Below are 26,632 nucleotides of genomic sequence, written 5' to 3'. Positions count from 1 at the left end.
TTTATCCTTGATGTTTGGATTCCCAGCCAAGTTTAATCCGTAATGTATCATAATAATGGTAATCAATAGGATGTAATAGACGCAGTTGTTGCGTGTTTTTTTCAATAGAAACCAGTTGTCCTGGTTTAACTAGCCGTGACTCATGCCCATCACAACTGATATTTAGATCATTTTCATTACGTTCACTGATTTTCAGATCAATTTTTACCTCACCGTCAACCACGAAAGGGCGCGAACTCAAACTATGGGAGAACATAGGCACTAAAACAATGGCATTTAACTGCGGGTGCATGATTGGGCCCCCCGCAGACAATGCATAAGCTGTCGATCCGGTTGGTGTTGATAAGATCATGCCATCGGAGCGGTAACGACTGACGAAGCGCTGATTGATGAAAACATCAAATTCAATCAAATGGGTTTCATTGCCACGACTTAACACGACATCGTTAAGGGCATCGCCTTGAAAATAAATGGTTTCCCCATCATGGATGCAAGTGTGTAGTAAGAAGCGGTGCTCTTCTTCATATTTACCGGCTAAAACAGCACCGAGATGATGCTCAATATTATTCGGCGAAATATCCGTTAAAAAGCCAAGCCGGCCTCTATTGATACCAATGACAGGAACATTCACCTTGATAGCCATGCGTGCCGCCGAAAGCAAACTGCCATCGCCGCCTACCACGACAATCAAATCCTGCTTTTTACCCATGAGATTTCGTTCTAATATGGGTAGTTTTACGTCGAAATAGGTTGCTGTGTCTATGTCTAAATAGGTATCTACTTGTTCATGCTGCAGAAAATCAACCAAGCGGTGCAAGCTTTCGCTTACACCCTGATTAGCTCGATGTTGTCGTGCATACAAAATAACTCGTTTAAATTTTTGCTTCATGATGTGTGATTAGTGAGTTAACTTCGTGCTCTGCTCTCACCACCATTAAGTTAAGCGATTTCGAATCTCCGCGGTATCGACCGCGGGGGTCCATCATGTCAGTCTGGAATGGATACCGCGGTCAAGCCGCGGTAATTCGAAAAAATCCTTAACTTAGTGATAGTGTGCCCTACCCGAACCTATTCTATAACATTCTCATATGTCAATCATCGCTAATCTTCGAGGCGCGCTTCCGCTCATGCTCTTTTAACGCTTTCTTGCGTAAACGAATGGATTGTGGCGTGACCTCAACAAGCTCATCATCGTCAATGAACTCCAATGCTTGCTCCAAAGATAATTTAATCGGTGGTGTTAGCAAAATATTTTCGTCGCTGCCGGCTGCACGAATATTGGTTAATTGCTTTTCCTTGGTGACATTGACCACCAGGTCATTGTCACGAGCATGAATACCAACAATCATTCCTTCATAACAAACGGTTTGTGGTTCAATAAATAAACGACCACGTTCCTGTAAGTTAAATAAGGCAAAAGCTCGTGCTGCACCCTGACAATTGGCTATCAGAACCCCATTGTTTCTCTTGCCAATGCGACCACGAATTGCAGGACCATAATGGTCATAGACATGATACATCAAGCCAGTACCAGATGTGCTGGATAAAAATTCAGTGTGAAAACCTATCAAACCACGGGTAGGAATAACGTAGTCGAGGCGGACCCGGCCTTTACCATCAGGCAACATGTTTTGTAACTCACCACGCCGCTCACCTAATTTTTCCATAATCGTGCCCTGATGATTCTCCTCAACATCGACAGTTAACCGTTCATAGGGTTCCTGTTGTTCACCACTCTCTTCTTTTAAGATGACTTCTGGCTTGCAGATAGCAAGTTCATAGCCTTCTCGGCGCATATTTTCGATTAAAATGGATAAGTGTAATTCTCCGCGACCAGACACTCTAAACTTATCAGGATCCTCAGTGTCTTCTACGCGCAGCGCCACATTATGCAATAATTCAGTTTGTAAACGTTCGCGAACTTTTCGGCTAGTCACAAATTTTCCCTCTTGACCTGCAAAAGGGGAGTCATTGACTTGGAAAATCATGCTGATGGTCGGTTCATCCACCATTAATGGTGGTAAGCCTTCCACATGATTAGGGTCACATAAGGTATCGGAAATATTAAGTTGCTCAATGCCAGTGATGGCAATAATGTCACCGGCTCTGGCTTCTTCAACCTCTACCCGCTCTAAACCTCTAAAGCCAAGTAATTGCAATAAACGACCACTGCGAACATTGCCTTCTTTGTCAATAATCTTGACCGCAGATTTAGCTTTAATATGTCCTCTGGTGACACGACCAATGCCAATCGTCCCAACATAGGAAGAATAATCCAAAGAACTGATTTGCATTTGAAACGGACCTTCCTCATCGACAGGAGGTGGTGCCACTCTGTCAACAATGGTTTGTAATAAAGGAGCCATGTCATGTGCTTCATCGTCCAAATCAAGCTTGGCATAACCCTGTAAAGCAGATGTATACACAACAGGAAAATCAAGCTGCTCGTCTGTTGCTCCTAAATTATCAAATAAATCAAAGACTTGATCCATTACCCAATGCGCTCTAGCACCAGGTCTATCAATTTTATTGATAACAACGATAGGGTTTAGGCCGCGGGCAAAGGCTTTTTGTGTAACAAAACGGGTCTGCGGCATGGGGCCATCAACAGCATCTACCAAGAGTAGTACGCTATCGACCATGGATAAGATACGCTCAACTTCGCCACCAAAATCAGCATGCCCTGGGGTATCAACGATATTGATTTGATACCCATGCCAATGTACACAAGTGTTTTTGGCAAGAATGGTGATTCCTCGTTCTTTCTCTAGCGCGTTAGAATCCATCACGCGTTCTACTTTTGGCGCACGTTCACTTAACGTGCCAGTTTGCTGCAATAACTTATCAACTAAAGTGGTTTTACCATGATCGACATGAGCGATAATGGCAATATTACGAATTTTTTCAATCATAAAAGGACCTATCTTGGGCGTGAAGCAGGAGCTATATCGCTTCAGAGAGTGAAGTTAAATCTATGTTATGGATGCACCATTATACCTTGATTGGTGATGAATTCCTATTCAGAGCTAAGCAGAACGGGGGCCTCGGGGGTTACTGCCATTATGGTAAGGATTTTTTCTGCTCGAATTACCGCGGCTTGACCGCGGTATCCATGTCCAGACTGACATGATGGACCTCGCGGTCGATGCCGCGGGGATTCGGAATCGCGGCAGCGTGCTCTCAACTGATCACATCGTTGGTGCAATACCATAGGCCTCATGTACATGCCCCAATAAAGTTAATTCATTGTCGTTTATTTCTCTCGTATTGGTAAACGTATGATGAGGTTCGAATACTTGGCAAAGATTATCAATCATTTCAATAGAAGCGTACGTCACGAGACCTACACAAATTCCGGTAGCAACTACCCCCCCTATTGTATCTGCTGGAACTGTTGACAGTGAGAGAATCCCTGCTATAGAGCCTACCACGGCCACCCCCAGCCAAAATAAAGCAGTAAGAGCATTAAAAATACGAGTGGCAATTTCATCACAGGGCAAGTATTGGTTATCTAGGGTTATTCTTTCAATAAGATCAGAAGCATTATACTCTCGAGGATTGTCAGCGACATTTTGCAGACACTGGATAAGTTCTTCGTATTCTTTAAGCAGGCTTTCTTTGCGGAAGGAGCTACCACTATTAATTAAATACCTCCGATAATTACTAATAATGGTATCAATATCGTTTGCTGCATCACTGAAAGCCTTTGCTTGTTGCTCGTGCTCTTGTTCTCGTTGGGTTTGTGCTGCCACATTGAAGCGTTCCTTTAATGCGGCCAATTGAGGGGTCAGAGAGTCGAATTCTTTAGCAAAATCTCTTGCAAAAAACAAAGCCATAGCAATCTCCTTATTGTAATAAACCTAATGCATTGCGAGAGGTAGGCACATGAGTACTGTCATAACATAAAACACTGCCTTTTTAAATGGTTGTCGTCCCTTAATGACGATTGCCATTATCGTTAACGCAATGATCCCTGGATAGGTCAACTCAAGGATTGGGGCAATGAAAGCGGCGATGCCCTTAAAATCCAATAAAGAAATGATAAAAGATAAGCAAGTTGTAAACAATAAAACTAAATAAAATTTGTCATCTTTTATTTTTAAGGTCGAACAAAGATAGCGTGCATAAAGATTGTTCAAGGCAACAGCCGTGGTCAAGCAAGAGAGAAACATCGCGATACCTATAAAGAGTGTGGCTGAATGACCCATGGCCACTTTGGCAATGGCAGGTAGCATGAGCTCCGGTGCACGCACACTAATTAACGATGAATAATGAGAGCCAAGAAAAACAAATCCTAGATAGATGAGAGCTAACAAAGAAGCCCCAAGAACACTGGATTTTAGCGCAAAAACCAGAACTTCGCGCGGATTGGAATTGGGTAAAGACTGTTGTATTTGCGTAAAAATGAGAGCGGAAAAGAAGAAGGCGGCAAAGAGATCCATGGTTTGATAACCTGTGATAAAGCCATAGGTAAAAGCCTTATCAGTATGGGTATGTACAAGCGTATGTGGTGCTTTAATCGCTGCAATGACAATCAAAATGATAAGCGTTACAAGCAAAATAGGACTCATCCACTTACCTAAAAGCTTGATCATGACTCTATCATTCAGGCAAAAGAAAAACGTGATGGCGCAGAAAAGAGTGCTAAAGTGAATGAGCTTGATTTGGGGTAACAAATAAGCAAAGCTACCATAAGCTACAGTAATACAACGAGGAACAACACCAAAGGAGCCTAATAGAGAAAGCATAAAAAGGGGCAATAAAAACGATGCAACCTTGCCAGCCTCTCCAAAGAAAGCGCGATAATTGCCCTGATACAGTTTGATAACGAACAAACCGGTCAAAGGCAAGAATATACCTGTAAGTAAAAGACCGATAAATCCGATCAACCAGCTATCGCCAGCTGCTTTTCCAATCTGCAAAGGGAAAACTAAATTTCCTGAACCAAAAAACATCGCAAAAATAGCGAAGCCGTAAATAAAAATGGATTTGTATTGTTGCATGGTCTATTCCTGGGTCTGTAATGGTGGATTTGGAAAAATTGTGAGGTAAGAGTTAGATGGCCACGAAGGCCACATTGACCACGAAGACGCTGACAACAATAAGAATGAGACCTGAAGCTAGACGGTCAAAGCCTAGAAATAAGGAAGATGAATGTTTATTACTAGCGGCTGCTTTCATTAATCTTTTTGAGTTCTTATATTACAAACAAGATCCTTTATACACAGTCTGACTTCAATTTGCAACTGTTTAGTTGACAAGTGCCGTTATGAAAATTGGAGGTAAGTGAAAAATATTTGAAAAAAATGACACATTTATGTTAAATTTGACTTTAAAAAATCATATTGGGTTATATCATGTTTCGTCCTTTATTTGCTCCTTCAGAAAAACGAGTATCAGGTAACAGTGCCTTTTCCGAGTCCCCAGTAATTATGTTTAGAAATATTGTCACAACCCCTGAAAATATTACCGAGCTTTATCGTGGCTTTGATGAAGTTTCTGACATTCTATTTGATTTCCCAACCATTATTGTAGGGATTTTTGGAAGATGTTTCCCTGAAACGATTACAATGGAAGATGTAAGACTGCATAAAACAACGAATTATTCCAATGATTATCATCTGGTTGGTATGTCAGAAAATCAAAAAGTGGCGCAAGGAATGAGCAGCAAAGAAAGTTTCATCACCGTTGATGTTGCCTTATTTAGAGATTTCATTATTGATGTACATAAAACTTATGAGAGTAATCAGTTAACTTTTCCAGCACGAATGCAGCGTGAAGTAGAGCATGCTGCCTTGGCAATTTTACATTGTTGCATTAGAAGCATCACTGTAGCTGGTAAGGAAATAAATAATCCCTTCTATCTTCCTTTGAAGGCTGATAATCTGGAAGCAAAGGAAGAATTTAGAGAAATCTTTCTGCAATATATTTCTCTTTTACGAAGAAAATACAATAACGCAATAAATGAACAGGAAGAGAAGACTGCTTTACGCAATCATGTTAATGCCTATTTGCAATTTTATGATCGGCATGGAGGTGATAACAATCCGTTTAATAAAACCCCAGAGGAACTAGCGCAAACTCACCCTGAATTTATGACCTATTTTGTCGCGCAACAACGGGGATTGCGTGATATATCAACCATGAATCAATTTTTTGGAAAATCTAGTACTATGAGAGATCTGGCAATTTCCATAGCAGAAGATGTATTTAACATGCATTATTATACAAAAAACATGACCTTCATAAGTCCTAAACCTGAACCGATTACTTGCTATGATGATCCTTGGGCTAGGCCGATGTATGATTAAATGAGCTCCGGCGGCGATTGAAGGTGTAGGTTTTCCGGTGAAAGAGTTCTATCTTTATATGTTGATAATTTGAATGGCGTCATCGCGATCGGCTGCGAGGATCTCTGTTAAATAACGGTGCAATACTGCGGCTTCAGAGGCTAATCCAATTAAACGATCATTTGCATCCAGGACAGCTATTTCCCCGGCAGAACTTTCGCCAATTTTTTCAATATATTTCATTAATGGTTCAGTAACATAAACGCAAAATGCGGGCTTTTTAGCTAAGTTGCATAAGGCTAAGGGCATTGTGGGTGTTGCCAAGACGTCTAAAAGCTCATGATCCGTTACTAAACCAACAAAACGGCCGTTCTTCTCTTCCACTGCGATCATGTTTAAATCGGTTTCACTGGTTTTCTTTACAGCGCTAGAGATTGAGGTGTCGATCAGGACACGTGGTGGATTATTTAGAGGTAAATCATTGAAAGTGAGTTCCCTTAATCGGCCGATGTCTCTCGGGCCAAAGAGATCATTGCCGCGAATATGAAATCGCCAGGTTGAGAAAGAATAGCCAAACCAATAACGTGTCAAATGACTAGCAATAATGACAGTAATTGCTGTGGTAACCACTCCCGTTTGTAAGCCAGCGGTCTCAATGACAAGCAAAACAATCGCAATGGGCGTGCCAATGATGGATGTCGCAACACCTGCCATGCCTGCTACCACGGCGAGGTCAAATGGAATGCCTGGGCCTAAAAGTGGGACAATGAAAAGCCCATGAACAAGATAACCTAAAGCCGCTCCAAGGAGTAAGGAAGCAGAGAATAGACCTCCCCTAAATCCCGAACCAACGCAGGCGATTGAGGCGGCTATTTTAGCGAAGAGGATGATGGCGATAATTACAAATGAATTGTGGCCAGCTAGAATTTCATTAATACTATTATGCCCAGGCCCCATAACCTCTGGTACTTTCAAGGAAATTAAACCAAGAATAAGACCACCAACGATAGGCTTAGCCATGACGGAGACATGTGCATAGTTTAAAGATCGTTCAAATCGAGTGGTACCACGCATTACCATTATGCCAATTAAAGCAGCAGTTATGCCGGTGACAATGGCCAAAGGGAAATGCCAGAGGGCAGGAGGACCTATGTCAGAGGCAAGAAAAATAGGTTGATAACCGATGACCATATAAATGACATGGCTACTCATTGCACTTGCTAATAATGTTGGTAATAGTGCTCGCATAGCATACCCCCCAACCACCAACTCAAGGGCATAAAAGGTACCACCAAGAGGAGCACCAAAAATAGCGGTAAGACCAGCTCCTGTTCCACAGGCAACGAGGATCCTCAGTTCACGACGTTCAAGTTGCAAACGCTGTCCTATAAAGCTCAAGATACCTGCGCCAAGTTGGGTCATCGCTGCTTCAAAACCAACAGAACCTCCAATCGTAATAGAAACAATGGATAATCCTACCAAAATCAAACTATCCACGAGAGACATTTTACCGCCTTCTAAAGCGTTCGCCTCCACAGGGTCCACGATGGTCAGATGACCAAGTCTGCCAGCTAATTTTAAAAATAAACCGAGAATTAACCCGCCAATAAGTGTAACCAACATGATACGCCAAGTAGGGACACCTGCTGGGCTATACAAATTAACATCTCTGCCAAAAAGCAAGGTTTGCATAAAGCCTACACTTAGACGAATGCCAGCTACAGCGGCACCCATCCCCAATCCACCAATAGCGGCCAAAGCCAACATCTTCGTATTAGCAAAAGCGGGAGTAGCATCCTTAGTGAAGTCGTCCGTCGTGTGGAAACCCGTCATGCATTCATACCTTCTTGGTTTGCAATCCTTGAGATGGTCCTCAATGAATTTTGATTACTTCGTTAGACGTAATACAGGATATAACGATGAAACACTGAAGGAAAGTAGTCTGTGAGGATGTGAAGTCCCGTTATAAGCGTTGATAAAAATTTGTATCTGCTTGCGAAATTGGGAGATAATTACTCAAAAAGAGGATTAACATGAAACGATCAATTTTTAAAAAGGCTAAGCGTCGTATTTCTTTTGTGGATTACATGGAAGATGTTTTAGCAGATGCCAGGCGCATACGTGAGATTTCACCAGGACGTCAACGATATAGTGGGGCACAATTTGAGCTCGCGCTTATCTCCTTTACCGACATGGAACAATTAAAAAAAGAAATGGATCCCGATCTGGACGTTGATTTTACTGGGGTAACATTAAAGATGGATTGGTTTGCAGGTTTTGATTGGTTGGATTTGTCGGTTAGTTATAAGGACGAGGATGCAATTGCTTATTTTCATAAGCACTTAAATAACCCGGTTTTTTATCGGGCATACACGCTTTATAAAGAACACTGTCGACCAGATTGTGCGTTGCAACACCATGAAGCAAATAAGTATGGTCTTACCACATCGTAAAACAGGCGATCTATGTTTTAAGAGGATAATGAATAATGTTATGAAAGCAGGCACTATGGTCGCTTTTATTACGATAACCATGCATTTGATCAGCACCAAATCGTAGACCCTCCCCCTGACTTAGAGGTTGCCAACGCTGATTAGCGAGAACCTCCATTTTGCCCTCAGTGACAATCACATGTTCAACCACTCCTGTCTCATGCGGTGTAGATAATTGCTCGCAACCAGGGAGTAATTCAATCACAAATAGTTCACACTGTAACTCTTCATCAAAGGGAAATAAGGTCCTAATACGAATTTTTTCCTGAGTGAATAGTTCTTGGGGAGGGAGAGAACGATAAATAAGACCTTGAGAGATGACTTTGGATTCTTCCAAGAGCGAGGAAAATGAAACATGAAATCCAGTGGCAATTTTCCACAACGTAGCTACTGTAGGACTAGATTCCTGTCTTTCAATTTGACCAAGCATCGCTTTGCTGACCCCAGTTTCTTGGGCCGTTTTATCAAGACTCCAACCTCGCTGTTGGCGTAAACTTTTTAAAGTATTTGCAATATGTGTGGACATAGTATCCATTGGAACTCCAAAATAAGGTTGTGCGTTATAGCGCACGATGGTATAGTGTGCGTTATAACGCATATTAGTTGTATTAAGCTTAGCAAGATTCTTTTGATTGATAAAATAATGGCTATTTCTATGTTTAAAAACGTCTCTTTTTCGAATGTGACAGCAGGGTTTGTGGCTGTTATGGTAGGTTTTACCAGTACAGCAGTCATAGTCTTTCAAGCAGCAGCAGCTACAGGAGCTAATTCTGCCGAGGTTAGCTCCTGGTTATTGGCTCTCGGGATTGGTACGGCAGTGACTTGTATTGGGCTCTCTTGGTATTATCGCATGCCCATCTTAACCGCTTGGTCGACTCCTGGGGCTGCTCTATTGGCTACTACTAGTCACTCAGGTATTACATTAGCAGAAGCCATTGGCGCTTTTATTTTCTCTGCTTTGTTAATTCTTTTATCTGGCCTGACAGGTTGGTTTGAAAAAGTGATGAATCGAATTCCTCGCTCTCTCACTTCAGGGATCCTGGCGGGCATTCTGTTGCATTTTGGGATGAACGTGTTTGTCGCCATGCAAGATCAATTCTTTCTTGTTTGTCTGATGTTTGTTGCCTATTTATTTGGCAAGCGGTTTTTCCCTCGTTATGTTATTCTTGTTATATTGTTACTGGGAGGTTTGGTCGCGGAAGTTCAGGGTTTATTTCATTTTGAACATTTTCATTTCGCACTATCACAACCTGTTTTTACTATGCCGGTATTCTCTTGGTCTGTATTGGCAAGCATTGGCATTCCTCTATTTATTGTAACCATGACCTCGCAGAACATTCCTGGTGTGGCAGTACTCCATGCCGCAGGTTACAGACCACCTATTTCCTCGTTAATCAGTTGGACAGGTTTTGTTAACTTTATCCTTGCTCCCTGGGGTGCTTATACGCTTAATTTAGCGGCGATCTCTGCAGCAATTTGTACAGGACCTGAAGCTGATCCTGAGCCCGGTAATCGCTATCGTGCAGTGATTTTTGCTGGTATTTTTTATCTTTTTACAGGTCTTTGTGGTGCAACAGTGGTAGCCTTATTCGCTGCTTTTCCTAAAGAATTGATTTTGGCTCTGGCGGGCTTGGCATTGTTAAGCCCAATAGCGAGTAGCTTAAAGGCTGCGATCGATGACGAGAATCAACGAGAGGGGGCGTTAATTGCTTTTCTTGTCTCGGCTTCTGGCATTTCTCTTTTTGGCATTGGTGCGGCATTTTGGGGTTTAGTATCCGGTGTACTATCATTAACTTTATTGAACTATCGTAAATATCGTCTGGAAAATGCTGAAATCCCTACTAAAGCACCGCAGTAAATGTTATGCCCTAAAATCCGGAGAATCACCAACCCATTATAATTTGCATCGCTATTTACAAGAGCAGGGATGGCGTTCTTCTGCTTTTAACTGGCGAGCGGATTTTAGTGATAAAAACCTTCAATTCCATTTACCTGCAGCGCAATGTTTGGAGTTTAAGCACCTGTTGGCGCAATTGATTGAACAATATTGTCCCTCTGTCATGCCAGTTACTTATGGGATTAATGACTCGAATTGGCCGGAGGTATTAGGTCATATGGCTGATAGCTATTATCTGCAGACGGAGCAATATTTCGATAAAATCGATAATTTAGTTTGGATCCTAAAACCTGCTTTGCTTAACAATGGTCGAGAAATAAAGATTTTTGAACGTCTCAGTGATTTGGAGGCTCATTTTCTTAGCTCGCAGAGGCTGGGAGGGGAGCATGTATTGCAACAATATATTACCGAACCCCATTTGTTAAAGCCTCCGAATGGTCATAAATACAGCATTCGTATGTTTGTCATCCTGACCAACTATGGCGGTTGCTATCTTTATCCTCTCGGTTACTTCAATGTGGCTTTGCATTCTTATATGCCATGGGAATTTTCGGATCTTCGTCCTCATTTAACCAATGAGCATTTGCATGAAGAGGAAGCGAATGTGGTGCAAATACCAACAGATCGGTTTGATTTTTTTCATTTATTTTATCCACAAATCAAGACGATTCTTACATCAGTATTAAAGGCTTTACAACAACAATACTCACAGGCGTTTATCTGTGATGCACAACGCGCTATAGCCCTATTTGGTTTTGATTTTATTGTGGATAAAAATCAACGATTATGGCTGTTGGAAGCTAATCATGGCCCCTGTTTCCCTGTAGATGACGACCATCCCTTACAAAAGCATTTATATTATGACTTTTGGCAAGCCCTTATCAAAAGCTTTGTTTTACCGATTGCCAACCAAGATAGACAAGAAGAGATTGATTACGGATTGTTTGAGAAAATTTCAACAGCGTAACTGATGCAAACCCATTTTGGTATGTAGTTTGCTAAACTACAGTTACGAGGGGAAAAAAGGAAGTTGGGGGATAATATGAGGCAGTTGATTTTACATCCCACCGAAATCAGCCAATGGCACGCACTTGTTAATGAAGCTCAAGCATCTACTCGTTTACTACTCAATGAAAGCACTGAAAGTTACCTTGTCTTTTTATTGATGCGATTTTCGCAGGGACCAAGATTAATTGAATCGGTGATTGCCCTGGATTTCCTTGAATCCATGAGTAACTCAAGACGAAGGCTTGAATTGTTAAAAGATGTGGGTGATAAAAGTTTACTCTTTTGCGGTCTTTTTCCCGGAATTGCAAAAAAAAGGCATGTCAGCCTCGATTATTTTATTGATATAGGCCAGGCTGCCTATCTTACTGTCGGGGAGTTGCACGAAAATCAGACTGCGGATTTATATTTTCAGTTGAGCGAGCAATTTATCTCCTTGCAGCAAATTCTACAGGCTATGCGGGGTGAGTTCTTACAGACTTCATCTCTTGATAGTTTATTAATTTCCGATGGGAATTTATCTTTGCAATAAGGCAGAGACTGGCTTAAGGTTAGTCTCTTCCTCTGCCAAGAAGAGATAATCCTCACCGACGATTGTTTTTACCCATTGATAAGCTGGATGTTTTTTCGATGTTACGAGATGCAAATGCATTTTACTATTGCGATTTTCCATATAGGTGGGTTGATAGTTTACCTTATGAATCACCGTGACCCCATCTTGCTTTTGTAAATATAAGGACAGTAGACCACTAGCGCGATTCTTTAGGCTACCTTGGTTTGAAATAAAATTCCCCAAAGAATAGGCCACAAATACTTTTTTGCCTGTTTTGGTCGTTAGCCATGCAAAAGGCTGAATGCAATGTGGATGCGAGCCTAAGATAGCCAGAGCACCAGCTTCCGCAAATTCTTTAGCTAATTGTTGTTGACCTCGATTCGGCTTCCCTTGGTACTCAACACCCCAATGTGGTGTGACAATCACGGCATCGTATTTCTGCGAGAGTTCACTAATGAGATTAAGTACTTGCTGTTTATCACGATAGCATAGCAGAACTTGTCGATGGGTATCAGCGATACCATTGGTATCCTGAGTGCAGGCTAGCCAGGCAATTGACACATTGTTGACGGTTGTTTCGGCAAACCAGACATCCTGGCTGTTTTGGCGGCGAGTGCCTGTAAACGCAATCTGATTAGCATGAAGCGCCGCGATCGTTTTATCCACGCCCTTGCCATAGCGGTCAAGTGTGTGATTGTTTGCTGTAGAAAGTACATCAAAACCGGATAGTTTTAGCGCGCTAAGCAAAGAAGGTGGATAATTAAACATTGGATAGGAAGTGTAGGCCTGTTTGGGTTCACTGGTCTCATTACCGCGTCTGTTCAGCATTTCAGCAACAGGGCCTTCCAAATTACCATAAGTAATATCTGCCTTAGATAATTGTGGCATGACGGCTAGCCATACCGTACTGAAACCCTTTTCCAAGCCCTTCTGCTGTAGTTTGCCATGCAATAAGATATCTCCTACGGCAATAATGTGCACATTAGCGGCAAAAACTGTAGAAAAAAGCCAAAAACCAAATAAGACAATTAGTCTAGGCATAAGTATCCTGAAGACCCGTTCGGGAGTGTTTTTTAATCCAAATATTATGCCAGTTGCATAATGGATGATTGATGAAATCAATGTAGAGAACCTGGCTTTATATTCCCGTGTGATCGCTTCGCAAGATAACAGCACCATGCTCCATTTCGCATTCCTTCTGTAATGAATGAATCGCTTCTAGGTACCCTAACTTGCGCATCACGCGATAACCTAGATTCCCTATAGACACCCACTCCTTCTTTTTTTGCTTCTAACCCTTTGGTTATCCAGTTCCTGAGCTCATGAGACAGTATTTCAAATTGCTGACAGTCGAAATTTTGCGGGTTCTTATAATAGTCTACTTGCAAGCGTTGAAAGCGATCCTGATACATTTTAATGTTGCGGTGTAGTTCATCTTTTGTAAAAGGTATTGTTTCTTGAGTGGGTGTTAAAATAGATAATACCGAGCTTTTTTAGTTTTTCACGCAAAACAGGGTCAAGTTTTTGATTTTTAAAAAAATCGGGGTTTAGCTTTGGATGAGAAGTGATTACGGCGTTAATTTCCTCATCAAGCAAAACATTTTTAAGAACAGTTTCACTCACAGCAAAGGCTTGAGACGCTAGTATTTGTAAAATACCACTGAGTAAGAAGGAACTTCATAGCTCACTCCAAACGGTTATTTTAATAGACCTTTTTCGAAAGAGGCCCTAATGTGGTTTGTGAAAAAGCATAGTGACATCAATGGGATCGAAAGTATATTTCTTATTGCAAAAATCACAAGTTACTTCAATTTGTCCTCTTTCTTGCAACAATTTTTGCGCCTCTTCTTCGCCTAAAATGCCTATAACCTGTTTCATTTTTTCTTCACTACAGCGGCACTGAAAATGCGCGCTACGGCTATCGAAAAGACGGAGTTCAGCTTCATGATAAAGACGATACAGTAAGGTGTGGTTATCCAGATTCAGTAATTCTTGTTCACTAACGGTTTGTCCGAGTTGTACCGCATACTCCCAAAATTGCTCGCGCTGCAGCGTATCTTGACCAGGCATGAGTTGCAGGAGCATACCTGCAGCCCTGTCTTCGTTAACGGCTAACCAGACACGACTAGCAATTTGCTCTGACTGAGCAAAATAATTCATTAAATTTTCACTCATTGAAGTGGATTGGATAGGAACAATACTTTGGTAGGCATTGGTTTGACTATACTGATTAATGGTTAAAACCATCTGACCTTTTAAGAAGGCTTCAGCATACTCGATCACTTGCAAATCGTCCTCATATTTGGCAAATGCTCTTAAGCGCAACTGGTGATCACATTGTACAATTAATAATGGCAAGCGTTTATCACCTTGGAATTGTAAACTTAAATCCCCTTCAAATTTGATGCTCCCAGCCAAAAGCAAGCAAGAGATCAGTGCTTCACCTAATAAATTTTTTACCATGGCAGGATAGGGTCTCTGCTCCATGATTGTTTTATAAGTGTCTTGTAAATGCGCTATTTCTCCGCGAATATTGGCATGTTCAAATATAAAACGCTGTAGGGAATCGGGCTCGTTCATTTATAACCTTTACATCCATCTAAATGACTTCATTCTAGCATAAAGACAATTGCACGCCTTCCTTTCCCACGCGATAATGCGCCTTTTTTGTGCGAGAATGCGAACATGTTGAACCCACAGCAAATGGCAGCAGTAAAATATATTGATGGACCTTTGTTGGTGTTGGCAGGCGCTGGGAGTGGTAAGACACGGGTCATTACACAAAAGATAGCTTATCTTATTGAAACATGTGGCTACGCAGCATCCACAGTTTATGCGGTTACATTCACCAACAAAGCAGCAAATGAAATGCAAGGGCGTATTGCACAAGCTTTGCCCAGTTCTGCTCGACGCGGGCTGAAAGTTTCAACGTTTCATACCCTGGGTCTCAGTATTCTTAAACAGCATGCGACGTTTTGTGGATTGAAAGCGGGTTTTTCCATCTTTGATAATGAGGATTGTTTACAACTTTTGCGAAATTATTTTCCTGCCAACAAGGCGAATGATCGAGAATATCTAGCACAGGCTCAACAGCAAATTTCTTGCTGGAAAAATGAATTGCTAAGCCCTGGCGATGTGCCAGCTTTGCGTGGAAAAGCGCCTCTAAATGAAGAAATCATAAGAATTTATCCGCAATATCAGCAGGCTTTGCAAGCCTATAATGCCGTTGATTTTGATGATTTGATTCGTTTACCTGTTACTCTCTTGATGAACAATGAGGAAGTGCGGGATAGATGGCAGAATAACATTCGTCACTTGCTCGTTGATGAATATCAGGATTCCAATACGTGCCAATACTTATTGGTTAAATTGTTAACCGGGGTGCGGGCACAATTCACCGTGGTAGGAGATGATGATCAATCGATCTATGCCTGGCGTGGAGCGAGGCCGGAGAATCTGGCGCAGCTACAAAAGGATTACCCTCAGTTAAAAATCATCAAGTTGGAACAGAACTACCGTTCGACCAGGCGAATTTTACATGTTGCCAATCATCTGATTGCCAACAACTCGCATCTGTTTAACAAAAAATTATGGAGCGAATTAGGCCATGGAGAATTATTGCGCGTGTTGGTATGTAGAGATGAGAACGACGAGGCTGAACAAGTTATTGCTGATTTAATTAGCCATAAATTGCGATATGGCACACAGTATGGCGATTATGCCGTTTTATATCGAGGTAATCATCAATCACGTGTATTTGAAAAAATTCTACGGCATCACGGTATCACCTATCGGATTAGTGGGGGGCAATCCTGGTTCGCGCGAGCGGAAGTTAAAGATATTTTTGCCTATCTAAGACTGTTATGTAATCAAGCCGATGATGCTGCTTTCCTCAGAGTAATAAATACACCAAAGCGTGGGATTGGTGAGGTAAGTCTAGATGCGTTAGGTAACTATGCACAAACGAAGGAGCAAAGCCTCTATCATTGTGCCGATCATCTTGCATTGAGCGCTCACCTTGCCGATAAACCACAAGCTGCTTTGCAACATTTCAAGCATTGGTTTGAGGGTATTAGAGAACGGCTGCAACAAGAAGCGATTATTGACGTATTACGGGACATGATCGAAGAGAGTGGTTATGAAGCTTATATCTATGAGCAATGCGATTCTCCAGCAAAAGCGCAAAAACGTATGGATAATGTTTGGGAATTATTGGAGTGGATAGCTCGTCTGCTTAATAAAGATGCTAGTCAGCAGTTAGCGGATGTTGTTAATAAATTGATTCTCATTGATATTTTAGAACAAGTCGAGGAAAACGATAGCGAGACACTGCAATTAATGACATTACATGCATCCAAGGGGCTGGAATTCCCTTATGTTTATCTCATTGGTATGGAAGAAGAACTCCTCCCTCACCGTGTGAGCATCGATGCTGACCAAATTGAAGAAGAACGCCGGTTGGCCTATGTGGGCATTACCCGAGCGCAAAAAGGACTGTGTCTAACCTTAGCAAGGCAACGCCGTAAGGCTGGTGAACTGCAAGAAAGTCTGCCTAGCCGCTTCCTTGATGAATTACCACAGGATAGTCTGGAGTGGTTTGGTAAAGGTGGCGAACGTGATGAAGCGAAGTCAAAAGCGTTGGCTAAATCGCATTTGGCTGGGTTAAAAAGCTTATTGGAGTCGAATTCTTAGCCTCTCCTCAATCGTTGTCATCGTCATCCCCGCCGCTAAAGGATTATGAAGGATTTACATACGTTGTAAAGCCAGCAATGGCGGGGATGACGAAAGCCGGACAGCGGTGCGCTTGCGCAAGAATGACATTATTGCTTACATTGAGCATTACGCAGCTGGTGAAGCAATTTGTTCTGGCAATTTCTCTAGGAAATCCTCGGTGCAAGTGGGTGTTTCTTGATAACTAAAGAAACGGTGGCTGTGATAAACGGCTTTCTTTTTTTCCTCTATGAGACGACTTCCAATATCTACAACCCCTTTCCTTAAATCATTTTGTAGTGTAGTGAGTTCATAGGCTTTTTTCTGGGCGATGCCTTTATTCCAAATAACACCAGCCAAATGTTTTTCTTTGAAGCGCCCGATACGGCGGATAGCATCCTGAGTTTGCCAGTTTTGCGATGGGGTTTCTCTGCCTTTTAAACTCACAGGACGGTTTGTGGCCTGATAGCCCATTTGTTTTTCCCGAGCTTTATCATAATCAAGTACCTTACGAGAAGTACCCGCATTACTTTTACTTGCCCAAGCATCATAAGCGGCTGCAAGAACAAAAAGAGGTTTAAACAAACCCTTAAGTAAACGTGTGGGTATATCATCGGTGTTGGGGTTGTGGCCTGTGTCTTCTGAGCCTAATCGCTCCTTTAGCATGGCTTTGATAGCACGCTTATCTCTTTGATCCTTAGACTCCATTTCATAGCCTTCTTCATGATCATGGTGATGATCATGTTCTTTATGAGGAAAAAAGTAATGTGCATCCTCAAATCCTTCACTGATGAAACCAAGGAGGGCGGAGACGATCTGAGGAATACCAGGTACGCGATCAGCTGTCACGGCAATGCTAAGCAGGTGACCAAAGAATAAAATAATACGTAGTGGGGTGAACGTTAATTTTAATAAAATGCGCGCTGGGTTAACAATCTGCCACCAGTTTTCTTGCCCCCTTAGATTAGCCCAGCCGTCTGTTATGGCTTTGACCATACGTTTCAATAAACCGCTTTTTACTTTCGTGGCGTCATCAATCATCTCTAAGGATTCACTGGTGTTTTGTAAGTTAAAAACCAACGAAGACATTCCTGTAACCAAAGGATGAATAACACCCATAACAAAACGGGGCATTTTGTCCATCCATGTAAAAAGTGGACGAGTATTTTTAACGACCGTCCACCAAGTGCCAGCAGTGCAAATTGTAAGGGCAACAGTTAAAGCGAGTAACAGTACAGCAGTTGTTGCAATGAATAGAGAGCGAGCCGTTAAACCCTTAGACAAATCATTACGAATCTTTTTGTACCACTTGTTCAGAGTGTCATTGTTTATCATATCCGTGACCGCATTGTAGGTCAGAAAACCATAAGCAGCCCCTGCAACGATAGCCATTGGTACGATAAGAAAAGGTAATGTTGTAAGCGATAGTGATGCCAGGAAAGGTATGACTTCAAAAGCTTCAACTAATAAATAGCTTGTCCCCAATGCCATAAAGATGCTAGCAACGAGGCTAAAGAGCTTGACTTGATTAAATGTGCTGCGGCGTTTTGCCAACTTGGCTTGGCATTCGCTTTGACCATGCTCACGCAACCACTTCTGTAATTTTTCTTCATACGAAGTGAGGTTCTCAGAGTTAGGAGAAAAAAGCTGTATGGCAAACCATTTCTCCATACTGCGTAGCGTTTTTTCTATCTTTCTTTTTTTTGCCAGACTGACTTCGTCTAGTCGCTGGTGTTTGAATAAGTTTAGTAATTTAAGTTGTTTTTTATAATCTTGAAAAAATTGTGGACAATCTTCAGTGGGTGAATTGGATAAAAGCTCTTCGTTATTTAAATAACTTGTTAAAAGAAACTCATTAGCCAGGTAGTGTTTCAGGTATTCATGTTTAAAAAAAAGTTTATTGAGAGCTCCCTTGATATTTTGGAGATAAATTTCTCCTTCATAAGCAACAGACAGAACAAATGCGCCAAAGGCGAAAGTTAGCGTGGGCCATAGGGCAAACATTCCTCCGAAACTTAGGAAACCAAGGATGAGACTTGCTCCAATCGTTAGTAAGGTAAGGAGAAGATAATAAGGAATTTTTTTTGTTTTCATTGTTCACCAAGCAGCCATCTCAAAGGAATTGGAACTTTATAACAAATGAAAATGATTATCAATAACCTGGAGAGCAAAAAATCATCATCCGGACTCCTTAAGAAAGCGTTTGGTATAAGGACTTGATAATACTCGCAATATTTTTAATCATCATGTACTATGAATAGCGATTTCTAACGTTTTACAAGGAGTAATAATGCGTTTTTCTCAATGGATGATTGGCCTTTCAGGCTTTATTATAGCGATTAATCCTCTGTCTGCGGCAACAGCGCCAACGATGGAGCAAGTCCAGGTCCCACAATGTTTAGCAGCAAAACTATCAACAGCATATAACGTGCTTGCTGAGAATGCCGAGTTCAAGATTATTGAGGTTCCAGCCGTCGATATGGATAAGTTGGCCCTTTTTGCTGATGAGGTGCATTGTGGTCGTTTTATCAACGTGAGTCATCGTCTGAGTGTCGATGGTTTCGTTTCAAAGCAACAAGCAGCTCAACATTTGCTAAGCAAGCCTGAAATCAAATTTGCAGAAAAAACTGCGGCAAGTTATGACATTAAACATGAAGAAGAAGTCAATGCTGCTCTGACGCAGGTGGACACAAATCATATCATGGAGACTTTAACTCATTTGACGTCTTATCATAATCGTTCAGCGACGACGAAACGAGGAGCAGAGGTGGCTGAATGGTTAAAGGGCCAGTTTGAAAGCATGGCTAAGGACTATGGTCGCAATGATACAACATCCTACCTTGTAGACACGGGTTGGTATAAACAACCATCAGTGGTGACTGTCATTGGTAAAGATCTGCAAACCCCTGGTATTGTTATTGGTGCTCATATGGATACGCTTGATGGTCGCATGCCAGGTGCAGGTGATGATGGTAGTGGCTCTTCTAGTGTCATGGAAATAGCCCGGGTACTGTTAGCCTCAAAATTAACATTCAAACGTCCAATTTATATCATTTGGTACGCTGCTGAAGAGCGCGGTTTAGTGGGTTCGCAATACGTTGTTGAGCATTTCCAGGATGACTCGATTCCTGTAAAAGCGGCTATCCAATTTGATATGACAGGGTATCGCAATGATGGTAATGATCAAACCATGTGGGTTTTCCGTGACTATACGGATAAAGCACTTAGCAATTTTATTGCCGAGCTCATTCAAACCTATGTGAAAGTGCCTGTTAGCTATTCTAAATGCGGTTACGGCTGCAGTGATCACGCCTCTTGGACAGAAGTTGGGGTTCCAGCAGCATTTCCTTGTGAAACCAGCTTCGAAGATCATAATCCCTATATCCATTCATCGAGGGATACCATCGATCTGTTGTATCCAGAGCACATGACCAATTTCGCAAAATTAGGTTTGGCATTTGCTATTGAACTTGCTAGTGAGTAAATAGTCGCTGTCGCGAAATGACTGAAATACACCTTCTTTGTAGTTACGTCATCCTCCGCGAAAGCGGGGGATCCAGTATTGGCAAGGCCCTTGGACCCTCCGCTTTCGCGGAGGGTGACAATAAGTGTGTAAAATTTAATTAATTAACAAGCCCTTATGGTTTGCCATAACCACCCCCTCCAGGAGTTTCAATGACAAAAATGTCCTGCGCATTCATTTGGACACTAGCACAACTATCAAGCTCCTCAATAGTGCCATTCGCTCTTTCTACCCAATTACGTCCTACCTTACCAGGAGCTCCTCCTTGTAAACCATAAGGAGGGATTTTACGGTGACTAGAGATGATATTGGCTGTCATCGGTTGTAGAAAACGAATACGGCGAATAATGCCATCTCCTCCGCACCACTTGCCTTTACCCCCACTGTTGGAACGTACTGAGAATTCTTCTAGCAAAACCGGGAAACGCCACTCCAATACCTCAGGATCAGTGAGGTGAGTATTGGTCATATGCGTATGAACAGCGGAAGCGCCAGCAAAACCCGGTCCGGCTCCTGCACCACCACAGATGGTTTCATAATACTGGTATTCAGCATTGCCGAAAGTAAAATTATTGCACGTTCCTTGTGATGCAGAAACAGCACCTAATGCTCCTAACAACGTGTCGACAATGCACTGGGAGGTCTCAACATTTCCGGCAACAACGGCGGCAGGATAAACTGGGTTTAACAAACTGCTAGGAGGCACAATGATCTTGATAGGAACAAAGCAACCACCGTTTAAAGGAATATTTTCATAAATTAAACAACGTAGCACATATAGCGTAGCAGCTTTGGAGATAGCTAACGGTGCATTAAAATTTCCATCATGCTGTGGAGCACTGCCTGTAAAGTCGATACAAGCTTCTTTCTTTGCTTTATCAATAGTAATGCTAGCTTTAATTGCACTACCATCATCCAGATGGTAACAGAAATGTCCATCTTTAAGGCGGGTTAATAATTTTCTAACTGCCAAAGTGGCATTATCGCGCACATGCTTCATATAAGCTTGAACCACCTTCAAATCAAATTGCGCAATTAAATCCCATAGTGCATGCACTCCGCGGGCATTTGCCGCAATTTGTGCTTTTAAATCCTCTAAATTTTGTTTGGGATTGCGAGCCGGGTAACGGGCTTTGGTGAATAGCTTGAGCGTCTCTGCTTCTAAAAATCGCCCCTGGTCGACGACCTTAAAATGATTGATAAGCACACCTTCTTCCTCAATGACTTTGCTCTTTGCAGGTAAAGATCCTGGGGTGATTCCGCCAATGTCAGCATGATGGCCGCGAGAACCCAGGAAGAATAGCAATTGCTGTTTGTTCTCGGAAAAAACAGGGGTGATGACGGTGAGATCAGGCAAATGCGTTCCGCCATCATAAGGTGAATTCAAAAGATAGACATCTCCTGGACGTATTGTAGTAAAACACTGCTTGTCCCTATCTATATCGCCGACTTCCCGCGGCTTGACCGCGGGATCAATGGATCTGGCAAGTTCGCTGGATCCCGTGGTCAAGCCGCGGGAAGTCGGCAATAAGCGAGTAGTTGCGTTAAGGATACTTTTAACACTCTCACTCATGGAGCCAAGATGGACCGGAATATGAGGTGCGTTGGCCACCAGCTCTCCCTGGCTGTCAAAAATCGCACAGGAAAAATCCAGACGCTCCTTAATATTGACGGAACTTGCTGTATTCCGTAAGACTTCACCCATTTGCTCGGCAATATTCATAAAACGATTATTAAAAACCTCGAGCAAGACAGGATCAACGCTGGTTCTTGTTATCTTTTGTTTGGGTAGAGGTTGATAACGCGTTAATAGAAGGTGATTTTTTTCCGTGACATGAGCTTGCCATCCGGGTTCAATGATCGTTGTGGCATTGTTTTCACAGATGATAGCACAGCCCTGAATACAATCGCCTGGTTGTAAATCCTGACGATGGTAGATGGGTGCTTGATGGGTGCGACTATGGCTGAACAGTGATACTACCTTACTGACTGGTATTTCTTTTTGAGGGCGGTGAACCAGATCACAATCCTTTTCTACAATCATTTGCGTTGCAAGGACTGTCTCCACTGAAACAGCTTCAATGATTAAGCTTTTTTGTGCAGAAGCAAAACCAAATTGCCTGCGGTGCTCTAAAGCAAAGGCTTTGCGCATCGAAGCAATCGCACTAAATTCCACCGTTAGCATCGTATCAGAGCCATCATAGCGAAGATGAATGCGTCGGGTGTGGATCATTGTGTCGGTTTGCATCCCTTGTGCTTGCAATGCGTTTTGATTTTGCTCTTCTAGCTCTGTTAATTTAAGCTTTAGCACTGCTTCCATGGCTTGTTTGAGTGGTTGTTCAATAGGGCATTCTTTTAGGATTCTGAGCTCAGCTAAACCTACACCATAGGCGGATAGAACACCGGCTAGAGGATGAATCAAAATACGTTTTATCCCTAACCTGTCAGCAACCAGGCAAGCATGTTGACCTGCGGCAGCCCCAAAACAATTTAACAAATATTGGCTGACATCATAACCACGCTGCACGGAAATTCGTCTGATAGCGTTTGCCATGTTTTCAACAGCAATATGGAGGTAACCTTCAGCTACTTGCTCTGGTGTTTGCTGTCCTCCAGTTGCCTGGTTGATTTCGGCGGTTAATTGTGCAAATTTCTTACGAACGATGGCTACATCGATGGCTTTACCGCCTTGAGGGCCGAACACCTGGGGGAAAAAATCCGCTTGGATTTTACCGACTATTACATTACAGTCAGTAATGGTCAGTGGGCCGTCTCGACCATAGCAGCTGGGACCAGGATTTGCACCCGCTGAGTCTGGACCAACAATATAGCGACTACCATCAAAATGGAGGATGGAACCGCCACCTGCAGCAATAGTATGTATCAACATCATAGGGGTTTGTAGCCGAACGCCAGCAAATTCGCTAATGTAACTGCGCTCATACTCTCCAGCAAAATGAGAAACATCTGTCGATGTGCCTCCCATATCAAAGCCAATGACCTTCTTAAATCCGGCAAGTTGGCTTGTTTTAACCATGCCGATCACGCCAGCAGCTGGTCCTGAGAAAATACTTTCTTTCCCTCTAAAAAATCGGGCTTCAGCAAGACCCCCGTTTGATTGCATGAATAATAAGGGGAGATGTTTTAGCGTTTTTTGCAATGATTGGATATAACGTTGCAAGACCGGCGAGAGATAGGCATCAACAACAGTGGTATCACCACGGCCAACGAGTTTCATCACGGGAGCTACTTCATGACTGACAGAAATTTGCTGGAAACCGATTTGCTTAGCTATTTTTCTTAGCTGCTTTTCATGATGGTGATAGCGATATCCATGCATAAGAACAATGGCGATAGCTCGATAGCCCTTTTGATAAGCAACTTGCAATGCCTGTGTTGTTTTTTGCCCATCCAAGCGCTTTAAAATCTCGCCATGAGCTCCTACACGTTCTTCAATTTCTATGACTTTGTCATAAAGCAAAGGAGGTAACACAATATTCAAAGCAAAAAGATCAGGACGATTTTGGTAACCAATGCGCAGAGCATCACCAAATCCCTGGGTAATGGCCAATACCACTTTTTCTCCTTTCCGTTCTAATAAAGTGTTAGTCGCCAAGGTTGTTCCGATCTTGATCATCGCGATCTCTTTTCCTGAGATTGGCTCATTGGTGTTGAGATTCAGAACATCTCGAATACCTTGAATAATAGGATCGTCGTAGCGCTCTGGATGTTCGGATAATAATTTATGACTGATGATCTTTCCTTGGGGGGAGCGTGCGACAATATCGGTAAAAGTGCCTCCGCGGTCAATCCAAAATTCCCATTTTGATTTCGGCATTTTCAGACAATCCATGTTAGTTTATACAGTATATATGATTATTTGATGCAACGGATAATGTCAGGAGGATGATGGCATTGCTACCCGAATAAAGGAGGGAATGGTGACTCATGTACGCGTTATTTTACCAGGGTATAACACTAAAGCTTTAAACATGAAGATGTTAAAGCCCTACATTAGTCCTGAACTAGAGCTAAGTATTAGTTATGTGAACATTGCAGTGGATGCTGTGCGTCATGAATTGGATATGGCATTGCTTACTCCAGGGGTAATCAAACAAGCTATGATTGCAGAAGAAGAGGGAGTCGATGCGATAGTTATCGACCTCATGGCAGAGATTGGTATGCGTGCATTACGAGAAGCTGTTTCTGTTCCGGTGGTCAGCTTGCCTGAGGTGACAATGCATGTGGCAGCTATGATGGGGAATAAATTTGCTGTAATTAACACAACGGAAGAATTGACACCTATTCAAGAACATTTAATCAGGAAGTATGGCTTTTCTGATCGAGCGTGTGTACAAGGTGTACAGTTAGATCCACACGCAGATTACAGGTCTAAAAAAACCATTCATTCTCTCATGGAGCAATGTTATGAGGCGGTCACTAAAAAACATGCAGATACTCTAATTTTTGGATCAGGGCGTCTTATTGCTTATCGCGATGAGATTAGTGCAGGTTTACAGTGTAAAGGCATTCATGTTCCAATCATCGAGCCTTTACCTACGGGAATTTATTTTGCCAAATTTCTCGCGGATGCAAAAATCTCGCATAGCAAGCGTGTTTATTGTTCTCCTGATGAGAGAACGTTAAACATCTATGCTCAAATATTGTCCGCCTTTGATAAGCCGTAGCTCGGATTAGACAAAGTCTGAGAAATCCTCCATTACTCTGAACAACCGGATACCGCGATCCCTCGTTGCAGATCATAGAAATGGTCTAAACTAATTTTGTGTTGAGCTTCTCTTTCACTCATTTGGGTGCTAAGAGTTTAGTCAAGCCAAACCATCAAGAAGATTGATATGAAGAAAAATTTTGTTAATAAAACCGATTATGGGCTTGTTTTTACTGAATATTTTTTTCAATGTTGCCTACAAAAGCAGTTTGATGATCCTCACCTAATCGTGGATATTGCTGAGTATGCTCCCTCGGCCAGTGAAAGCATGGCCCATGAAATTAAAAATCCGAAGAGCGGTGATCATCCAATTGGTGTGCAGCGGTATAATCTTTCCTTTCTAAAAAATGGGGAAATTAAACATGTGGTGGTTATCGCAAAATCGAAGATTAGCGAGCAAAATTATTTGCAAATAATTACAGGGGCATTCGAAACATGTGGAATTAAAACCAGGCAACCTTTAATTAGCTATCTTTCTCAATTGGAATTTGAAAACGTCAATCGCAAAGAAATAATGATTTATGAGATGCAAAAAGACCATGCTGCATTTCAGCAATATTTGCCAAGCTCCTATGGTACTTATTTAAGCGAAGATGGGCGTGTTTGTGTTCTTATTCTGCAATATCTTAAAGAAGAGTATTTATCTTTAGATCTGTTTAATTTTGAGAAATGGGATCAAATTGCAATCGATGGATTCATTGATGCAATCAGCCAGTTACATGCCGTTTGGTATGGGAGAGAAAAAGAAGTAGCGAAGATACCTGGCTTTGAAAATGTATTGGATCTAAATAAGATGCAACAATTTATGCCTTATTGGCTCGCACTACTTGCGGCTGTAGAACAGGCAAAACCGCCATTTATGCAGGCCTCTGACTATGATTTACATCATGAGCTACTAATTGATCTAACGACATGGCGTGGTCAAATTGACGCCATGAAAAAAACATTAGTTCATAATGATTGTGTCCCTAAAAATGTTGGCATCAATTTAACTGATGGTGAGAAACAAATTTATGTTTACGATTGGGAACTTGCCACTGTTCACCTGCCACAACGAGATGTTGTGGAATTTTTGTCCTATGTTCTCCCTCGGGATTTTAGCCTGGAATTGCTTACTCATTATATTGAGCGACAGCGTATTAAATTAGCGGAAACAACAGGAGAGAATATTCATAAGCAAGAGTGGGTGCTTGGTTTTAAATACAGTATTTATGATTATTTGATTCAACGAATAATGCCACAAATTGTTTTTGAAAAATTAGAAGCACGTAATATCGAGAAGGTTTATGCTAATGCCAGGAGGATGATGGCATTGTTACCTGAATAAAGAAGAATGGTGAGCTGAAAGTCATTTGTCACCTAATAGACTATTTGCCGTAATCCGAGTTTGGTGTGCGCCATGCTGACGCACACCAAAACCTTGATTACTCTTG

20 protein-coding genes are annotated in these 26,632 nt (G+C 42.0%); 9 read left to right on the top strand and 11 right to left on the bottom strand.

Going from position 1 to position 26,632, the window contains the following annotated elements; all coding sequences use genetic code 11:
* Nucleotide 1 precedes the first annotated feature (1 nt).
* The 4 genes from CKV79_RS12695 to CKV79_RS12680 all read right to left on the bottom strand — a co-directional run bounded on the left by CKV79_RS12695 (nucleotide 2) and on the right by CKV79_RS12680 (nucleotide 5,003).
* Complete coding sequence (locus CKV79_RS12695; RefSeq protein ID WP_028372773.1) at nucleotides 2-889, bottom strand: NAD(+) kinase; 888 nt, start codon at nucleotides 887-889, stop codon at nucleotides 2-4.
* Nucleotides 890-1,091: 202 nt separating this feature from the next.
* The gene (gene typA / locus CKV79_RS12690) at nucleotides 1,092-2,912 is read right to left on the bottom strand and encodes a translational GTPase TypA (protein ID WP_028372772.1); all 1,821 of its coding nucleotides are present in this window, start codon (nucleotides 2,910-2,912) and stop codon (nucleotides 1,092-1,094) included.
* Nucleotides 2,913-3,188: 276 nt separating this feature from the next.
* Complete coding sequence (locus CKV79_RS12685; protein WP_028372771.1) at nucleotides 3,189-3,836, bottom strand: hypothetical protein; 648 nt, start codon at nucleotides 3,834-3,836, stop codon at nucleotides 3,189-3,191.
* Nucleotides 3,837-3,860: 24 nt separating this feature from the next.
* Nucleotides 3,861-5,003: a branched-chain amino acid transport system II carrier protein gene (locus CKV79_RS12680; protein WP_051546106.1), complete on the bottom strand. Its 1,143-nt coding sequence runs from the start codon at nucleotides 5,001-5,003 to the stop codon at nucleotides 3,861-3,863.
* Between the two features lie 354 nt (nucleotides 5,004-5,357).
* On the opposite strand from CKV79_RS12680, the gene CKV79_RS12675 reads away from it, so the two are divergent.
* Nucleotides 5,358-6,311, top strand: a complete 954-nt coding sequence (locus CKV79_RS12675) for a hypothetical protein (RefSeq protein WP_028372770.1) — start codon at nucleotides 5,358-5,360, stop codon at nucleotides 6,309-6,311.
* A gap of 54 nt (nucleotides 6,312-6,365) precedes the next feature.
* Here CKV79_RS12675 and CKV79_RS12670 read toward each other — a convergent pair whose 3' ends face one another.
* A complete protein-coding gene (locus CKV79_RS12670; RefSeq protein WP_081778042.1) occupies nucleotides 6,366-8,123 on the bottom strand; it encodes a chloride channel protein in 1,758 nt (585 codons plus the stop codon).
* A 200-nt stretch (nucleotides 8,124-8,323) separates the two neighbouring features.
* Between CKV79_RS12670 and CKV79_RS12665 the strand changes: the two genes are divergently transcribed.
* The gene (locus tag CKV79_RS12665) at nucleotides 8,324-8,743 is read left to right on the top strand and encodes a hypothetical protein (protein WP_028372769.1); all 420 of its coding nucleotides are present in this window, start codon (nucleotides 8,324-8,326) and stop codon (nucleotides 8,741-8,743) included.
* Between the two features lie 10 nt (nucleotides 8,744-8,753).
* On the opposite strand, the gene CKV79_RS12660 is transcribed toward CKV79_RS12665, so the two are convergent.
* A complete protein-coding gene (locus CKV79_RS12660) occupies nucleotides 8,754-9,317 on the bottom strand; it encodes a helix-turn-helix domain-containing protein (protein ID WP_028372768.1) in 564 nt (187 codons plus the stop codon).
* 108 nt (nucleotides 9,318-9,425) lie between these two features.
* Between CKV79_RS12660 and CKV79_RS12655 the strand changes: the two genes are divergently transcribed.
* The 3 genes from CKV79_RS12655 (at nucleotide 9,426) to CKV79_RS12645 (ending at nucleotide 12,216) form a co-directional block, all read left to right on the top strand.
* A complete protein-coding gene (locus CKV79_RS12655) occupies nucleotides 9,426-10,640 on the top strand; it encodes a benzoate/H(+) symporter BenE family transporter (RefSeq protein ID WP_231950136.1) in 1,215 nt (404 codons plus the stop codon).
* On the top strand, nucleotides 10,609-11,646 hold the full coding sequence (locus CKV79_RS12650) for a YheC/YheD family protein (protein WP_051546104.1): 1,038 nt from the start codon (nucleotides 10,609-10,611) through the stop codon (nucleotides 11,644-11,646). Before CKV79_RS12655 ends, CKV79_RS12650 begins: the two co-directional genes overlap by 32 nt.
* 75 nt (nucleotides 11,647-11,721) lie before the next feature.
* On the top strand, nucleotides 11,722-12,216 hold the full coding sequence (locus CKV79_RS12645; RefSeq protein WP_028372766.1) for a hypothetical protein: 495 nt from the start codon (nucleotides 11,722-11,724) through the stop codon (nucleotides 12,214-12,216).
* Here CKV79_RS12645 and CKV79_RS12640 read toward each other — a convergent pair.
* The 3 genes from CKV79_RS12640 to hslO all read right to left on the bottom strand — a co-directional run bounded on the left by CKV79_RS12640 (nucleotide 12,202) and on the right by hslO (nucleotide 14,817).
* Nucleotides 12,202-13,278, bottom strand: coding sequence for a CapA family protein (locus tag CKV79_RS12640; protein ID WP_051546103.1), 1,077 nt, complete (start codon nucleotides 13,276-13,278; stop codon nucleotides 12,202-12,204). The two genes, CKV79_RS12645 and CKV79_RS12640, sit on opposite strands and share 15 nt — an antisense overlap.
* 390 nt (nucleotides 13,279-13,668) lie before the next feature.
* Nucleotides 13,669-13,860: a hypothetical protein gene (locus tag CKV79_RS12635; RefSeq protein ID WP_028372764.1), complete on the bottom strand. Its 192-nt coding sequence runs from the start codon at nucleotides 13,858-13,860 to the stop codon at nucleotides 13,669-13,671.
* A gap of 105 nt (nucleotides 13,861-13,965) precedes the next feature.
* Nucleotides 13,966-14,817, bottom strand: coding sequence for an Hsp33 family molecular chaperone HslO (gene hslO / locus CKV79_RS12630; protein WP_028372763.1), 852 nt, complete (start codon nucleotides 14,815-14,817; stop codon nucleotides 13,966-13,968).
* Nucleotides 14,818-14,922: 105 nt separating this feature from the next.
* On the opposite strand from hslO, the gene CKV79_RS12625 reads away from it, so the two are divergent.
* The gene (locus CKV79_RS12625; RefSeq protein ID WP_028372762.1) at nucleotides 14,923-16,929 is read left to right on the top strand and encodes a UvrD-helicase domain-containing protein; all 2,007 of its coding nucleotides are present in this window, start codon (nucleotides 14,923-14,925) and stop codon (nucleotides 16,927-16,929) included.
* Between the two features lie 147 nt (nucleotides 16,930-17,076).
* Here the strand turns inward: CKV79_RS12625 and CKV79_RS12620 are convergent, their stop codons facing one another.
* Nucleotides 17,077-19,041 carry a hypothetical protein gene (locus CKV79_RS12620; RefSeq protein WP_028372761.1) on the bottom strand — a complete coding sequence of 655 codons (1,965 nt, stop codon included), beginning with the start codon at nucleotides 19,039-19,041 and terminating at the stop codon, nucleotides 17,077-17,079.
* 196 nt (nucleotides 19,042-19,237) lie between these two features.
* Between CKV79_RS12620 and lapA the strand changes: the two genes are divergently transcribed.
* Entirely contained in the window at nucleotides 19,238-20,431 is a 1,194-nt protein-coding gene (gene lapA / locus CKV79_RS12615; RefSeq protein ID WP_028372760.1) for an aminopeptidase LapA, read from the top strand.
* A 154-nt stretch (nucleotides 20,432-20,585) separates the two neighbouring features.
* Here lapA and CKV79_RS12610 read toward each other — a convergent pair whose 3' ends face one another.
* On the bottom strand, nucleotides 20,586-24,308 hold the full coding sequence (locus tag CKV79_RS12610) for a hydantoinase B/oxoprolinase family protein (RefSeq protein ID WP_035915156.1): 3,723 nt from the start codon (nucleotides 24,306-24,308) through the stop codon (nucleotides 20,586-20,588).
* A 100-nt stretch (nucleotides 24,309-24,408) separates the two neighbouring features.
* Here CKV79_RS12610 and CKV79_RS12605 point away from each other — a divergent pair, with 100 nt between their 5' ends.
* Together CKV79_RS12605 and CKV79_RS12600 are read left to right on the top strand one after the other, a co-directional pair.
* Complete coding sequence (locus CKV79_RS12605; RefSeq protein ID WP_231950127.1) at nucleotides 24,409-25,158, top strand: aspartate/glutamate racemase family protein; 750 nt, start codon at nucleotides 24,409-24,411, stop codon at nucleotides 25,156-25,158.
* Nucleotides 25,159-25,326: 168 nt separating this feature from the next.
* Nucleotides 25,327-26,526 (top strand): phosphotransferase, encoded by a 1,200-nt coding sequence (locus tag CKV79_RS12600; protein ID WP_028372757.1) that lies wholly within the window; start codon nucleotides 25,327-25,329, stop codon nucleotides 26,524-26,526.
* Nucleotides 26,527-26,632 lie beyond the last annotated feature (106 nt).

Source organism: Legionella lansingensis (assembly GCF_900187355.1).
In the GTDB taxonomy this organism is placed as follows: domain Bacteria; phylum Pseudomonadota; class Gammaproteobacteria; order Legionellales; family Legionellaceae; genus Tatlockia; species Tatlockia lansingensis.
Note: the sequence above shows the minus strand (reverse complement) of the source record. Positions and strands in the feature narration are given on the sequence as shown.